Annotated in this window: 14 protein-coding genes; 5 read left to right on the top strand and 9 right to left on the bottom strand. The window is 61.4% G+C overall.

Features of this window, described 5'->3' with window-relative positions; all coding sequences use genetic code 11:
• The first annotated feature begins 95 nt into the window (after positions 1 to 95).
• Positions 96 to 509: a low affinity iron permease family protein gene (locus QF039_RS02665; protein WP_177019708.1), complete on the top strand. Its 414-nt coding sequence runs from the start codon at positions 96 to 98 to the stop codon at positions 507 to 509.
• A gap of 56 nt (positions 510 to 565) precedes the next feature.
• Here the strand turns inward: QF039_RS02665 and QF039_RS02660 are convergent, their stop codons facing one another.
• Both QF039_RS02660 and QF039_RS02655 read right to left on the bottom strand, forming a co-directional pair.
• Positions 566 to 1,093: a DUF4142 domain-containing protein gene (locus QF039_RS02660; RefSeq protein ID WP_003212082.1), complete on the bottom strand. Its 528-nt coding sequence runs from the start codon at positions 1,091 to 1,093 to the stop codon at positions 566 to 568.
• A 156-nt stretch (positions 1,094 to 1,249) separates the two neighbouring features.
• Positions 1,250 to 2,173: a LysR family transcriptional regulator gene (locus QF039_RS02655; protein ID WP_177054975.1), complete on the bottom strand. Its 924-nt coding sequence runs from the start codon at positions 2,171 to 2,173 to the stop codon at positions 1,250 to 1,252.
• 68 nt (positions 2,174 to 2,241) lie between these two features.
• Between QF039_RS02655 and QF039_RS02650 the strand changes: the two genes are divergently transcribed.
• A complete protein-coding gene (locus QF039_RS02650) occupies positions 2,242 to 2,730 on the top strand; it encodes a DMT family transporter (RefSeq protein WP_003212086.1) in 489 nt (162 codons plus the stop codon).
• Here the strand turns inward: QF039_RS02650 and QF039_RS02645 are convergent, their stop codons facing one another.
• The 5 genes from QF039_RS02645 to QF039_RS02625 all read right to left on the bottom strand — a co-directional run bounded on the left by QF039_RS02645 (position 2,731) and on the right by QF039_RS02625 (position 8,077).
• Positions 2,731 to 4,062, bottom strand: coding sequence for an MFS transporter (locus QF039_RS02645; RefSeq protein ID WP_307516776.1), 1,332 nt, complete (start codon positions 4,060 to 4,062; stop codon positions 2,731 to 2,733). It lies immediately after the preceding gene.
• A 59-nt stretch (positions 4,063 to 4,121) separates the two neighbouring features.
• On the bottom strand, positions 4,122 to 5,060 hold the full coding sequence (locus tag QF039_RS02640) for a hydroxymethylglutaryl-CoA lyase (protein ID WP_307516774.1): 939 nt from the start codon (positions 5,058 to 5,060) through the stop codon (positions 4,122 to 4,124).
• Positions 5,057 to 6,250 carry a CaiB/BaiF CoA-transferase family protein gene (locus tag QF039_RS02635; protein WP_307516773.1) on the bottom strand — a complete coding sequence of 398 codons (1,194 nt, stop codon included), beginning with the start codon at positions 6,248 to 6,250 and terminating at the stop codon, positions 5,057 to 5,059. Before QF039_RS02635 ends, QF039_RS02640 begins: the two co-directional genes overlap by 4 nt.
• 240 nt (positions 6,251 to 6,490) lie before the next feature.
• Positions 6,491 to 7,402, bottom strand: a complete 912-nt coding sequence (locus QF039_RS02630) for a LysR substrate-binding domain-containing protein (protein ID WP_134325871.1) — start codon at positions 7,400 to 7,402, stop codon at positions 6,491 to 6,493.
• Entirely contained in the window at positions 7,403 to 8,077 is a 675-nt protein-coding gene (locus tag QF039_RS02625; protein WP_102604145.1) for an NAD(P)H-binding protein, read from the bottom strand. It abuts the gene before it with no gap.
• Positions 8,078 to 8,192: 115 nt separating this feature from the next.
• On the opposite strand from QF039_RS02625, the gene QF039_RS02620 reads away from it, so the two are divergent.
• On the top strand, positions 8,193 to 9,380 hold the full coding sequence (locus QF039_RS02620) for an MFS transporter (RefSeq protein ID WP_307516769.1): 1,188 nt from the start codon (positions 8,193 to 8,195) through the stop codon (positions 9,378 to 9,380).
• Here the strand turns inward: QF039_RS02620 and yiaY are convergent.
• Positions 9,347 to 10,495 (bottom strand): L-threonine dehydrogenase, encoded by a 1,149-nt coding sequence (gene yiaY, locus QF039_RS02615; protein WP_008437790.1) that lies wholly within the window; start codon positions 10,493 to 10,495, stop codon positions 9,347 to 9,349. The genes QF039_RS02620 and yiaY overlap by 34 nt on opposite strands.
• A gap of 127 nt (positions 10,496 to 10,622) precedes the next feature.
• Here yiaY and QF039_RS02610 point away from each other — a divergent pair, with 127 nt between their 5' ends.
• Positions 10,623 to 11,639: a DUF4917 family protein gene (locus QF039_RS02610; protein WP_003212103.1), complete on the top strand. Its 1,017-nt coding sequence runs from the start codon at positions 10,623 to 10,625 to the stop codon at positions 11,637 to 11,639.
• Between the two features lie 830 nt (positions 11,640 to 12,469).
• Here the strand turns inward: QF039_RS02610 and QF039_RS02605 are convergent.
• Positions 12,470 to 13,012 (bottom strand): helix-turn-helix domain-containing protein, encoded by a 543-nt coding sequence (locus QF039_RS02605; protein WP_307516765.1) that lies wholly within the window; start codon positions 13,010 to 13,012, stop codon positions 12,470 to 12,472.
• 104 nt (positions 13,013 to 13,116) lie between these two features.
• Here QF039_RS02605 and QF039_RS02600 point away from each other — a divergent pair, with 104 nt between their 5' ends.
• Entirely contained in the window at positions 13,117 to 13,899 is a 783-nt protein-coding gene (locus tag QF039_RS02600) for an aldolase (protein WP_003209128.1), read from the top strand.
• Positions 13,900 to 13,918 lie beyond the last annotated feature (19 nt).

The following is a 13,918-nucleotide window of genomic DNA, read 5'->3' as shown; positions in this document are numbered from 1 at the left end:
CGTACAACTTTGTTCAGACCCTCAATTGTAAAAAGAAATTTCAGAGCGCGCCTGCGGTCAGTATTTTCATCACCCACCCTTATAGGAAACCGGTCATGAAATTCTCCGCCATCTCACAATCCCTGTCCCGCTGGGCAGGCAGCGCCCGCACGTTCTACGCGGCGGTAGCGTTGATCCTCCTGTGGAGTTTGAGCGGGCCTTATTTCCACTACAACGACACGTGGCAGCTGATCATCAACACTTCCACCACCATCATCACCTTCCTGATGGTGTTCCTGATCCAGAACACCCAAAACCGCGACAACGACATTTTGCATATCAAGATCGACGAACTGCTGCGCGCCACCAAAGACGCACAAAACGCGGTGCTAAGCCTTGATGGCCTTGATCGCAAGCAGCTTGAGAAGTTGCGCAAGGAATACAAGACCATGGGCGACAGCGAAACCATCACCGTCACCACGCTGACGACTGAACCCGCACAGCCCAAGACCGACCTGAATCAGGCATAAAAAAACGGCGGTTGGAGCTTATCCAACCGCCGTTTTTTGTGAACGGCTCAAGGCAATCAACCGTCGCCCTGGTGACCCTTACCGTACGTCGACGCCAGCGCCCGGGCTTTCTCCAGGCGCTCTTCCAACTTGGGCAAGGTCTCATCCACCAAAGCCTTTATTTCCGGGATATCCGACTCGGCGCCCTCCTGCTTGAACAAGGCGATCGCGTCTTCGTTGGCCTTGATCTGCTGGGCGGTGTAGGCGGCGTCAAAGGAGTCGCCGTCCTTGAGCTCGGGCATCAGCGATTCGGCCTTGTCGACAATCTTGTCCCGTGGGGCCACCGGCAAATCGAGCTTCTTGGCGATGGCCGCCAGGTGCTGATTGGCCAGGGTGCGTTCATTGATGACTTCGATGGTGTAGTCCTTGATCTCCTGGGACGAAGTCTTGGCGTGTGCCATGCGGCTGGTCTCGATATCGGCCATGCCCTTGGCCGAAGCCTGCTCGATGAAATCGGCAGGCGACTGGGCGAAAGCATTGCTGGCGCCGAGGCCCAGCAGCATCGCGAAACTGGCGGTGCGTAACCGGATAGCCATGCGGCTCATGATGGGTTCCTCCAGGTAATAAACAGGTGCAGGGAAACGAGCCCCGCTCTGAATCTGAATTTTCAGGGCGGTAAAGGTTTAGAAAAAACTTGTTAGTGCGACGAACGGTCGTCATGCCCTGCTGCCAAACAGGCCCGGTAACAAACACGGTATTTATCAACCGCGCTCAGACAATACGCCCTGCACCTGCCCATTCAACCACTGCAACGCCGGGTCTCCCCCCCGCCGCGAATGCCATGCCAGCACAAACGCAAACGATGGGATATGAAACGGCGGCGGCACGGCCAATAGCCGTTCGTGATCAATATTGAGCAGCCCGCGAGACGACACGGTAAGCACCAGGTCCGTGCCCTGGATCAACTGCGGCGCGACACCCCAATGAGGCAAGCTGATAGCCACGTGTCGGCGCTCGCGAATCGCCGTCAGCGCCCTTTCGATTTCCGGGGTGCCGCTGCCACGCATTTCCAGCAACACGTGGGGCCGCGCCAGATAGGTGGGCAGGTCAAGTACACCGCTTGCCGGCAGGCTGTCGCGGTCCACCAGGCACACGTAATGCTCTTCAAACAGCGGCGTGCTGCGCAGCTCGGCAGGCATGTCGGGAAACACCCCGGCCGCCAGGTCGATATCGCCATTGAGCACACCGTCAAGCATGCCTTCGCGGCTGGCCTGGATAATCTGCAAATCAATCCCCGGCGCTTCCCGGCGCAAGGTGCGCACCAGTCCCGGCAAGAAAATCGCCGCACTGTAGTCCGACATGGCGACCCGGAAGGTGCGCTTGGCCGACGCCGGATCAAAACGATTGGGCTCCAGCAGCGCCTGTACCTGGGCCAGCGCTTCCGCCAGCGGCATGGCCAGTTCCAGAGCACGAGCAGTGGGCACCAGCGAGCTGCCCTGGCGCACCAGCAACGCGTCTCCGAGCAAATCCCGCAACCGCGCCAGCGCGTGGCTCACCGCCGGCTGGCTCAGGTGCAGGCGCTCGGCGGCACGGGTCACGTGTTGCTCGCTGAGCAAGGCGTCAAGGATCACCAGCAGGTTAAGGTCGATGCGTCGTAGATCATTCATCAGCTGCATGTTCTGCATAAGAACTTGGAATTTAAATTTGCGCGACGAATAGCCTAGAGTCCAGCAAAACCTCTGGGAGATTGATCATGACGACGTTGCATTGGGTAGGTTTGTTGCTGTTGGCCGCGTTCGCCGGGGCAGTGGTGCCGTTTCAAAGCGCGATCAACGCCAACCTGGGACGCGGCCTGGGGCATCCGCTGTGGGCCACCCTCGCCTCGCTGCTGGTGAGCATCATCGTGCTGCTGCCGGTGATCCTGGCCCTGCGCCTGCCGCTGCCCAACCTGGGTTTTATCACCAAGGCGCCGCTGTGGATGTGGAGCGGCGGCGCGTTCGGCGTGTGCTTCATTTCGCTGGCGTTGATCCTGATGCCCAAGCTCGGCGCCTCGGGGTTTATCGCCCTGGCGATGGCCGGGCAAATCGTCGCCTCGTTGATGCTGGACCACTTCGGCTTGTTCGGGCTGGTGGAGCGCCAATTGACCGCGCCCCGGTTGATCGGGGCGCTGATGTTGATTGGCGGTGTGGCCCTGATTCAATTCAGTGCCGCACCCACCCGCTCGCTGGTGACCGCCGGCTGATCAGCGCTTGTCGAGGGTGCGCAGCTTCTGAGGCAAGCCCCACAGCAACAGCGCCGCCGCCAGCAACGCACACACGCCGATGACATACAGCGCCGGCGTGGTGCTGCCGGTGAGGTCCTTGATCCGGCCGACCATCACCGGGCTGACGATGCCGCCGAACTGGCCCAACGTGTTGATCACCGCGATCCCGCCAGCAGCGCCCGCGCCGGCACCGGCCAACAACTTCGGCGGCAGCGTCCAGAACGTCGGGATCGAAGCGATGATCCCGGCGCCCAGCAAGCTCAGGGCGACGATCAGGAACGTGGTGTGATCGGCAAAGATCCCGGCACAGAAGAACCCCACCGCCCCCAGCGCCACCAGGCCGCTGACGAACTTGCGACGTTCGCCGGTGGCGTCGGACAAGCGTCCGATCACCACCATGCTGATGGCGCCGCAGACGTAGGGAATCGCCGTCAGCAAGCCGATCATCACCGGGCTCTGGGTGCCGGCGCTGCGGATCAGTTGCGGCGCCCAGAAATTCAGGCCGTAGGACGCCACCTGGATCAGGAAGTAGATAAAACCCAGCATCAGGAAGCCTGGGATACGCAATGCAGCCAGCAACGAGCCACCGCTCTTGTGGGGTTCATGCACGGCAATGCGACTGGCCAGCAACGTCTTCTCCGCCGAGGTCAGCCAGTGGGCGTCCTCGATACGGTCCTTGAGCAGCTTGAGCACCAGGAACCCCAGGCCCACACAGGGCAAGCCACCGAGCAAGAACAACCAGTGCCAGCCGCGCATTTGCAGCACACCATCGAGGTGTTCCAGCACCAGCCCGGAGAACGGCGCGCCCACCAGCCCGGCAAACGCCGACGCCAGGAACAGCATCGACGTGATGCGCCCACGGAAGTGCTGCGGGAACCACAACGTCAGGTAATACAGCACGCCCGGGGCAAACCCGGCCTCCATCGCACCGATGATGAAACGCAGGCCGTAGAACTGCCATTCGGCCGTGACGAACACCATAGCGGCCGTCGCCAGCCCCCACGACATCATGATGCGGGCGATCCAGCGGCGGGCGCCGACCTTGTACAGCATCATGTTGCTCGGCACTTCAAAGATCACATAGCCCACCACAAACAGCCCGGCGCCGAGACCATAGGCAGTGTCACTCAGGCTCAGGTCGGTCTGTAGCTGGAACTTGGCGAAGCTGATGTTGATGCGGTCAAAAAACGCGAACAGGTAGCAGACCATGATCAGCGGCATCAGGCGCCAGGCGACCTTGCTGACCAGGGCTTTTTCGGCATCGTGTTCAGCGGCCGGGCGCACGCCGGCCTCCAACGTATTAAGGCTCATCGATTCTCTCCAGCGGACTGCTCGCAGGCGTCCGATTGTTTTTGTTGTCTGGTTACGGCTTACAAGGTGGCGATGTAGGCCGGTGGCGGATGCAGGTCGCAATTGCGCCCGGCCTTGGCCACCTGGCCCGGCAATTCGTGGCCCAGCAAGGCTGGCAATTGCCGCGACATTTTCAGCAGGTGCGGCAAGTCGATGCCGGTGTGGATCCCGACTTCATCACACAGGTTGACCAGGTCTTCGGTGCAGATATTGCCCGACGCGCCGGGCGCAAACGGGCAACCGCCGAGGCCGCCCAATGCCGCATCAAACCGTCGCGCACCGGCCTCGTAGGCGGCCAGCACATTGCACAAACCCAGGCCGCGGGTGTTGTGGAAATGCAGGGTCAGGTCGCTCGCCGGAACACGTTCGAGCACGCGCTTGACCAGGCGCTCGACCTGACGCGGATTGGCCATGCCGGTGGTGTCGGCCAGGCTGATGCCCTGGATGCCCAGCTCGCGGTAGGCGTCGACCAATTGCAGCACGCGGTCCTCATCGATCTTGCCCTCGAACGGGCAACCAAAAGTGGTAGCGATGCTGCCGTTGAGGCGCACCGGGTGCTCGGCAGCAAAGCTCACGATATCGCCGAATGCGGCCAACGAAGCCTCGCAACGCATGCGCATATTCGCCAGGTTGTGGGTCTGGCTGGCGGACATCACCAGGTTCAACTCATCGGCCCGGGACTCGATGGCACGCTGGGCGCCCTTGAGATTGGGGATCAACGCCACGTAGATAACCCCGGGATGACGGGTGATGCCCTGGAAAACCTGTTCACCATCGCGCAACGCAGGGATGGCCTTGGGCGACACGAACGAGCCGGCTTCGATCCGGGAAAAACCCGCCAGGGACAGTTGGTCTATCAACGCGATCTTGTCGACAGTCTCGACCCAGGTCGGCTCGATTTGCAGGCCGTCACGGGGTGAGACTTCCTGCACGACCAGGGCATCGGAATAGTTTTTCATTGCACCACTCCCGAGGATTTCAGGCGTTGAATATCGGCGCCGCTCAGGCCCAGGTCGCCGAGGATTGAATCAGTGTGCTGGCCCAGGCTCGGGCCCTGCCAATTCACCGCGCCGGGGGTTTCCGACAGTTTGGGCACGATACCGGGCATCTTCACCGTGAGGCCGCCGGGCAGGTCGGCGCTGAGCAGCATGTCGCGGGCCTGGTAGTGCGGATCGGCGACGATATCAGCCACTGAATAGATGCGCCCCGCCGGTACTTCGGCGGCTTCCAGGGCACTGAGCACCTCGTCGATGGGCAGGCTGCTGGTCCAGTGGGTGATGGCGGCGTCCAGCAGGCCGCTCTTGGCGGCGCGGCCATCGTTGTGGGCAAACTCCGGCGCTTCGGCCAGGTCGGCACGGCCGATGGCGAGCATCAGGCGTTTGTAGATCGGGTCGCTGTTGCCGGCGATCACCACATAGGCGCCGTCGGCGGTCAGGTAAGTGTTCGAGGGTGCGATGCCGGGCAAGGCGCCGCCGCTGCGTTCGCGCACATGGCCGAGCATGTCGTATTCCGGCACCAGGCTTTCCATCAGGTTGAACACACTTTCGGCCAGGGACACATCGACGACCTGGCCGTCGCCCTGGCCGGTCTTGACCCGCAGCAGCGACATCAGCGCGCCGATCACACCGTGCAGCGACGCCAGGGAATCACCGAGGCTCACGCCGACCCGCGCCGGTGGTGAATCCGGGTTGCCAGTGGTGTAGCGAATCCCGCCCATGGCCTCGCCGATGGCACCAAAGCCCGGGCGGTCGCGGTAAGGGCCGGTCTGGCCGTAGCCGGAGATGCGCACCAGGGTCAGCTTGGGGTTGAGGGCGTGCAGCACGTCCCAGCCCAGGCCGAGTTTTTCCAGGCCGCCGGGGCGCAGGTTTTCGATCAGCACGTCGGCGTCGCCCAGCAGTTGCTTGACCAGGTCCAGGCCTTCTGCCGACTTGAGGTCCAGGGCCAGGGACTTCTTGTTGCGCGATTGCAGGTACCACCACAGCGACGTGCCTTCGTGCAGCTTTCGCCATTTGCGAAGCGGATCGCCCTGCCCCATGGCTTCGATCTTGATCACCTCGGCGCCAAACTCGGCCATCAGCCGGGCGGCGAAGGGCGCGGCAATCAGGGTGCCGATCTCGATCACCTTGATACCGCTCAGGGGAGCCGTCATGGGGTGTACCTCTTGTTCTTGGAATGTGGGGCCAAGGCTAGAGGACGCAGGCAGTAGAAATCCAACCGTCAGTTGGCAACGAGCGTTCGCCAAATGCGAACGCTTGAGAAGGACTGGTTGTGGCGAGGGAGCTTGCTCCCGCTGGAGTGCGTAGCGCTCCCGGCTTTTTTGGGGGCTGCTACGCAGCCCAGCGGGAGCAAGCTCCCTCGCCACAGCAAGCGCCCTCGCCACAGGGTTTGCTTACGCCTGCTCCCGCCGCAGGTAATCGAACAACAGCCGGCTCACCGGTGACAGCTGTTCTTCATCACGCACCACCAGGATCAGGCTGCGGTCCGACCAGGCATCCGTCAGCGGCACCGCGTGCAAGCCCAACGCCCGGCCAAACAGTTCATAGGCCTTTTGCGGCAGGATGCCGATGCCCATGTTGGCCTGGACCATCCGGCACATGGCATCGAAGCCCGGCACATGGATCCGCAAGCGCAGCACCTTGCCCGCCTCCCGCGCCGCCGCATGGGTGCGCATGTTGATCGAACTGGCGGAATGCAGCCCCACGTAGTCGCTGTCCAGCGTCTCGGCGAACGCCAGGGTCTTGCGCGACGCCAACGGGTGATCCGCCGGCATCAGCACCACCAGCTTGTCCCGGCGATAGGTCACGCCGGGCAGGCCTTTGGTATCGGTGTCGCTGGAACAGATGCCCAGGTCCGCAACGCCGTCAATCACACCCTGGACCACGCCATTGCTGGGCCGCTCTTCCAGGTCAGCCTTCACCTGTGGATGCAGCGCGGAAAAGTCGCGCAAGTCTTCGGGCAGGAACTGAATGATTGCCGAGAGGTTCGCCAGCATCCGCACATAACCGCGCACGCCGTGACTGTGTTCGCCCAGCTCCAGGCCCATCTTCTCGACATTGAACAGCATCTGCCGTGCATGGTGCAGCAAGGTCTCGCCGGCAGCCGTGAGCTGCATGCCCTTGGCCTGGCGCACAAACAGGCTGACGCCCAGCACCTGCTCCAGCTCCATCAAGCGCTTGCTGGCCGCCGAGACCGCGATAGCTTCACGGGCGGCGGCGCGGGTCAGCGTACCTTCTTCATGCACTGCCACAAACAATTGCAGGGTGATCAGGTCAAGGCGGCGAACCAGGCTTTTGTGCAGCATCTAGGCGCGCTCGGTGGCCAGGCGATTGATATCGGCCTGCTCCACCACCGGCAGAGGTGCACCGTGCCGGACGGCCGAGAGCATTGCGCGGCCAACGGTTTCCGTGCTCACCACCCAGGCCGGTCGCACATGGCGCAGCAGCGACAACAACGGGCCGACCACGGTGTAGATGGACTGGTAGAGCGGGGTTTTCGAGCGCACGCCGTGCAACGGCTGGATCACCCCGGGACGGAACAGGTACACCGCCTTGAACGGCAGGCGCAGCAACGCATTCTCGGTCTTGCCCTTGATCCGTGCCCACATGGTTTTGCCGGTTTCGCTGCTGTCAGTCCCGGCGCCGGACACGTAGATAAAGGTCATCTGCGGGTTGAGCCGCGCCAGGGTGCTGGCGGCCACCAGCGTCAAGTCGTAGCTCAAATGGGTGTACTTGGCTTCATCCATGCCCACCGAGGACACGCCCAGGCAAAAGAAGCAGGCGTCAAAACCTTGCAGCAGATGCTCCAGGGGCTGGAAATCAAACATGTCGGCATGCAGCACCTGATGCAGCTTGCCGTGTTCCTGGGTCAGCGCGGTACGGCCGACGGCGACGACTTCCTGCACGTCACTGGCCAGCAGGCACTCGCGCAACACGCCTTGGCCGACCATGCCGGTGGCGCCGAATAATAGAACTCTCATAAGGTTGGTTCCTAAGCGACAAGCGGTTAGCTTCATGCTGCAAGGTAGAGACAAACCCACTGGCAACTTGTAGCTTGCGGCTTGCAGCTTACTGCTCAACAGGATCTTTTGCCCCTTGAAAAGCACCACGACCCTCGCCATTGCCTGCAGCGCGGCCTTTTTGTCCCAGGTTGGCATCAGCAGTTATCTGCCCGCCGTGCCGGCGATTGCCTTGTCATTGACCGCTGCAGAGGACCAGGTGGCACTGTCCCTGGCGGTGTACTTGATCGGCATGGCGTTGCCTATGCTGCTCTGGGGCAGCCTCGGTGAGCGCCTGGGGAGAAAGCCGGTGTTGCTGGCAGCGTTGGCGTTGTATGCGCTGGCCAGTGCGGCGATTCCGTCCGCCTACAGCCTCGAATCGTTCCTCGGCCTGCGCCTGGTTCAAGGCCTCGGTGCGGGCGGTGTGTCGGTGATGGCGCGGGTGCTGGTTCGTGACAGCTTCAGCGGTGCCCTGTTGGCCAAAGGTTTGTCGTGGCTGGGGATGACGTTCGTGATCGCCCTGGGCATCGGGCAGTTTGTGGGCTCGCTGTTGCAGGTGGCGTTTGGTTGGGAGGCGATCTTTTATGGGCTGGCGGTCGCGGCTGTCGGCTTGATGATTGCGCTGCAACGGGTGGTGTTTGCAAGATTGGAAAAAGCCTCTGGACACGTCTCGGCCTGGCGCATCTACGGCACGATCCTGCGCCATCCGGCGTTCCTGCGGCCTGCGTTGGCGGGCGGTTTGGGTTACGGGGTGATCATCGCGTTCAACACCTGCGCACCGTTGATTTTGCAGGGCCATTTCCAGTGGAGCGCCGCGCAATATGGCTGGCTCGGCTGGCCGATCAGCGGGGCGTATCTGGCAGGGGCGTTGATGGTCAATCGCCTGGTAGCCCGCACCGGGCGCCTGTCGATGATGAGTTGGGGCGTGGCGTTGGTGATGTGCGGCAGCGCAACGATGTTGCTGGGCAGCCTGTTTGCCAATGGGCTGGCGATCCTGCTGTGGCTGCCGTATTGCCTGGCGGTGTTCGGCCAATCGATGAGTTATCCCATCAGCCTGTCCCTGGCCAATGATGAATCACCGGTGAGCGGCTCCTACGCCATGGCCTTGAGCGGCTTTATGCATCAGTTGATGGCAGCGGCGATCGGTGGCGTGGCCAGCCTGCTGGCGAGTCAGCAGGCCTGGCCGTTGGCGGTGTTATGCGTGGCGCTGGCGGGCGGCGCACTGCTGTGCGTCGCCATGGCCAGGACTGATCAGAACGCGCTGCGGAAGATCTCTTCAATCTGACGCTGATCCGCCCGCCGTGGGTTGGTCAGGCCGCAGGCGTCCTTCAGGGCGTTGGACGCCAGCAGCGGGATGTCCTGCAACTTGGCGCCCAGCTCCCGCAACCCGGCAGGAATTTCCACATCCTGGGACAGGCTGCGAATCGCCGCGATGGCCGCCTGGGCGCCCTCTTCCACCGACGTACCCTTGATATCTGCGCCAAGGGCCCGTGCCACATGGCTCAGGCGCTCGGCGCTGACGCTGGCGTTGAAGCTTTGCACATGGGGCAACAGCACCGCATTGCACACGCCGTGGGGCAAGTCATACAGCCCGCCCAACTGGTGCGCCATGGCGTGCACGAACCCCAGGGACGCGTTGTTGAAGGCCATGCCGGCAAGGAACTGCGCGTAGGCCATGTTCTCCCGGGCGGCCAGGTCTTTACCGTCGCGCACCGCAATCCGCAGGTTGGCGCTGATCAGTTCGATGGCCTTGATCGCGCAGGCATCGGTGATCGGGTTGGCGGCGGTGGACACGTAGGCTTCGATTGCGTGGGTGAGCGCGTCCATGCCGGTGGCGGCAGTCAGGCCCTTGGGCATGCCGACCATCAGCGCCGGGTCGTTGACCGACAGCAGCGGCGTGACGTTGCGGTCGACGATGGCCATTTTCACGTGGCGGGTTTCGTCGGTGATGATGCAGAAGCGGGTCATTTCGCTGGCCGTGCCGGCGGTGGTGTTGATGGCCACCAGCGGCAGTTGCGGCTTGGCCGACTGATCGACGCCTTCATAGTCACCGATGTGCCCGCCGTTGGTCGCACACAGGGCAATGCCCTTGGCACAGTCATGGGGTGAGCCACCGCCCAGTGACACCACGAAATCACAGGCACTCTGTTGCAGCAGCGCCAGGCCTTTTTCGACGTTCTCGACGTTCGGGTTGGGCTTGGCGCCGTCATAGATCACCGAGTCGATGTCTTGCATTGCAAGCTTCTCGGCGATCATGCTGGCCACACCTGCCTTGGCCATCCCGGCGTCAGTGACGATCAGCGCCTTGCGAAAACCATAGTTGCGAATCGCGGTCATGGCTTCGTCGAGGCAGTCGAGGCCCATGATGTTGACGGCGGGAATGAAGAAGGTGCTGCTCATGGTGGCTAATCCTTTAAAGTCGTTATGCCTACAGCATCGACCTCGATTGCCTGCGGCATCTTGACCAGGATCAACGCCCGCTCGTGATAAAGTCACCGCCCAGCCGATTTCGAGTAGACCCGCCGCAATGAAGGATTCCCAGGATTTTGATGCCCACCTAGAAGACTGGAACGCTTTGCGCAGCAGTACCGCCATCAGCGGGATCCTGATCGGCAACGGCGCCAGCCGCGCAGTGTGGGAAGACTTTGCCTACGACTCGCTGTTCGAAAACGCCCGCACCGTGGAAGAAAAACCCCTGAGCCAGTCCGAACTCAGCGTGTTTGACGCGATGCAGACCCGCAGCTTCGAGCAGGTGCTGGGTGCACTGAAAACCACCAGCCGGGTCAACAAGGCCCTGGCGGTCAGCTCGGCTGCGCCGCGTAATCGCTATTACGCGATCAAGGAAGCGCTGATCAATACGATCCACAGCGTGCATATTCCGTGGCGCCTGGTGAAGCCGTCGACACTGGCGACCCTCCATCAGGAGCTGGCGAGTTACCCGACGGTGTTCACCAGCAATTACGACTTGCTCAACTACTGGGCGATCCTGCATGCGCCGGGCATCGACGATCTGTTTCGCAGTGCCGATGCGAGCTTTGACCTGCGCAATACTGCCTGCGACACCACGCGCATTTTGTATCTGCATGGTGGCCTGCACCTGGTGCGTAACCTTGACGGTACGGCGCGTAAATTGCCGACCACTGACAGCACGTTGCTCAGCAGTTTTGCGATCAACAACACGATCAAGACGCTGGATGATGTGCCGTTGTTTGTCAGCGAGGGCAAGGTTGAGGAGAAGCTGAAGACCATTCGCAGTTCTGACTATTTGTCGTTCTGTTATGAGCAGTTGTTGGGCCATGAAGGTGGGCTATGCATCTTTGGGCATCACCTCGGCGCGCAGGATGTGCATCTGGTGCAGGCGATTCGACAGGCGAAGATCAGCACGTTGGCGATTTCGGTGTTTGGCCGCAGTGCGGGGTTTATCCAGCAGCAGAAGCGGCGTTTTGCGGAGTTGTTTGAGGGGATGGAGGTGGAGTTGCGGTTTTTTGATGCGCGTAGTCATGCGCTTGGGAATTCGGGGCTTTCGGTGCCCGTGGAGCGGTGATGGGGGTGGGGTGTACATATCCGTTGCTGCGGTAACGGCCACTTATGGTTCCGCTCTTACAGCGGGTCACTTTTTTACAAACGCCTAAAAAAGTAACCAAAAAACGCTTTGCCCCACCACTCGGTGCCTCGCTTAGGCTCGGCATGCCCGCACTCCGGCACGGCTCCGCGGGCCGCCGCGACGGGCCATCCATGGCCCGGCGCGGCTAAATCGGCATCCTTGCCGATTTACCCGCTCCACCGTGCCTACTTGCGGCCATCGTGGTTGACGGGGCCTGCAGATCAAAAGCAAGAGCACAGCGGCCTCCCGGCCGGCTTGAGTGTTAAAAGCCAGATCAAAAGCCAGAGCGAAAACAGATCTGCTTTTCTGTGGGAGCTGGCTTGCCTGCGATGCAGACACCTCGGTGTATCAGGCAGACCCAGTTGATGCTATCGCAGGCAAGCCAGCTCCCACATTTGGACCGTGCCCGCTTTAGCTTTTGATTTTGCTTCTAAACACTCAAGCCGGCCGGTAGGCCGCTGTGCTGTTGATCTGCTTTTGATTTTGATCTTAGGCGCCCCGTTAAACCACGCTGGCCGAACGCAGGCTTTGGAGCGTGGGTAACCCGGCAGGACGCCGGGTTAGCCGTCCTGGGCCAAGGATGGCCCATGACGGCGGCCCACGGTCCAAAGCCGGAGTGAGGGCACTCCGAGCCTAGGCGAGGAGCCGAGTGGTGGGGCAAGAGCGTTTTGCTTACTTTTGCGCTTTTCAAAAGTGAGCCGCTGTAAGAGCGGAACCCTAGGCGGCCCGTTACCCAAATAACGGATATGCCCCGACCCCCACCCCCACCATCACCCCTCAGCACTATGCACCACCACCAAAAGCTGCGCCTGAACCTCCCCCACCGACCGAATCCGATGCGGCTTCTGCGCATTGAAATGCAACGCATCCCCCCGATTCAACACCACCCGCTCGCTCATGAAATCCACCTCAACCTGGCCTTCATGCACAAACAAAAACTCCTCCCCCAAATGTTCCTTGAAGGTCTTGTCGGTGAACTCCGCCGGCGGGTAAATGATGAACGGCAACAAACTAAGCTCACTGACCTGATGCGCCAGCACCGCGTAACCCGGTGACGCATCGGTGCCCGACAACGCCTGCCGTTCGTGGCTGCGCACCAGGCTGTAGCTGTCGAGGCTGACATTGTCCTCGCTGAACAATTCTTCGACCTTCACATTCAACGCCTTGGCCAGTTTCAGCGCCGCCGCAATCGACGGCGTATTCAACCCCCGCTCGACTTTCGACAGGTAACTCTTGGTCATCCCGGATTTTTCCGCGAGCGACTCCAATGTCACACCAAGTTTTTTTCTCAATATTTTCAAACGGATAGACATGCGCAGCGGTTAATCCATTAAAGAGGCGATGATGAATGCTTGCTAATGACACTTTGTGTCATATAGTCTCTTTAGTGTCATTTGCGACGAACAAGGACACTGATATGGCCAAGACATTAGCACTCCCGAAAGACCAACTGGTCAAGCAGGCGCTGACCCAGATGCAAAACACCCTGGCGGATAATACGTGGACCGACCGGCAAAAGCTGGCATTGACCTGCCGGATCCTGTTCGAAAACGGCCACGACTCCGGCCTCGCCGGGCAGATCACCGCACGCGGCCCGACGCCTGGCACCTACTACACCCAACAACTGGGCCTGGGTTTTGATGAGATCACCGCCAGCAACCTGTTGCTGGTCAACGAAGACCTGGAGGTGCTGGAAGGCCATGGCATGCCCAACCCGGCCAACCGTTTTCACAGCTGGGTGTACCGCGGTCGCCCGGACGTGAACTGCATCATCCACACTCACCCGACCCACATCGCTGCGTTGTCGATGCTGGAAGTGCCGTTGCAGGTGTCCCACATGGACCTCTGCCCGTTGTACGAAGATTGCGCATTCCTCGAAGCCTGGCCCGGGGTGCCGGTGGGCAACGAAGAAGGTGAAATCATCACCGCTGCCCTGGGGGATAAACGCGCGATTCTGCTTTCCCACCACGGCCAATTGTCCACTGGGGCGAGCATCGAGGAAGCCTGTGTGATCGCACAGTTGATCGAACGCGCGGCCAAGTTGCAGCTGCTGGCGATGGCCGCCGGCACGATCAAGCCGATCCTGCCGGAACTGGGCCGCGAAGCCCATGACTGGATTTCCAAGCCCAAGCGCCACGGCGCAGCGTTCAACTACTACGCTCGGCAGAACCTGCGCCAACACGCCGATTGCCTGAACTGAAACCCTTTTTCGACCGGAG

This window comes from Pseudomonas sp. W2I6, assembly GCF_030815935.1.
In the GTDB taxonomy this organism is placed as follows: domain Bacteria; phylum Pseudomonadota; class Gammaproteobacteria; order Pseudomonadales; family Pseudomonadaceae; genus Aquipseudomonas.
This window is presented reverse-complemented; position numbering and strand designations above follow the sequence as displayed.

Bases quoted from the DNA above. Each gene is read 5' to 3' on its own strand.
- QF039_RS02630 (WP_134325871.1), bottom strand. From the start codon at position 7,402: ATGCTGCACAAAAGCCTGGTTCGCCGCCTTGACCTGATCACCCTGCAA.
- QF039_RS02605 (WP_307516765.1), bottom strand. From the start codon at position 13,012: ATGTCTATCCGTTTGAAAATATTGAGAAAAAAACTTGGTGTGACATTG.
- QF039_RS02635 (WP_307516773.1), bottom strand. From the start codon at position 6,250: ATGACGGCTCCCCTGAGCGGTATCAAGGTGATCGAGATCGGCACCCTG.
- QF039_RS02640 (WP_307516774.1), bottom strand. From the start codon at position 5,060: ATGAAAAACTATTCCGATGCCCTGGTCGTGCAGGAAGTCTCACCCCGT.
- QF039_RS02645 (WP_307516776.1), bottom strand. From the start codon at position 4,062: ATGAGCCTTAATACGTTGGAGGCCGGCGTGCGCCCGGCCGCTGAACAC.
- QF039_RS02650 (WP_003212086.1), top strand. From the start codon at position 2,242: ATGACGACGTTGCATTGGGTAGGTTTGTTGCTGTTGGCCGCGTTCGCC.
- yiaY (WP_008437790.1), bottom strand. From the start codon at position 10,495: ATGAGCAGCACCTTCTTCATTCCCGCCGTCAACATCATGGGCCTCGAC.
- QF039_RS02655 (WP_177054975.1), bottom strand. From the start codon at position 2,173: ATGCAGAACATGCAGCTGATGAATGATCTACGACGCATCGACCTTAAC.
- QF039_RS02625 (WP_102604145.1), bottom strand. From the start codon at position 8,077: ATGAGAGTTCTATTATTCGGCGCCACCGGCATGGTCGGCCAAGGCGTG.
- QF039_RS02665 (WP_177019708.1), top strand. From the start codon at position 96: ATGAAATTCTCCGCCATCTCACAATCCCTGTCCCGCTGGGCAGGCAGC.
- QF039_RS02600 (WP_003209128.1), top strand. From the start codon at position 13,117: ATGGCCAAGACATTAGCACTCCCGAAAGACCAACTGGTCAAGCAGGCG.
- QF039_RS02660 (WP_003212082.1), bottom strand. From the start codon at position 1,093: ATGAGCCGCATGGCTATCCGGTTACGCACCGCCAGTTTCGCGATGCTG.
- QF039_RS02610 (WP_003212103.1), top strand. From the start codon at position 10,623: ATGAAGGATTCCCAGGATTTTGATGCCCACCTAGAAGACTGGAACGCT.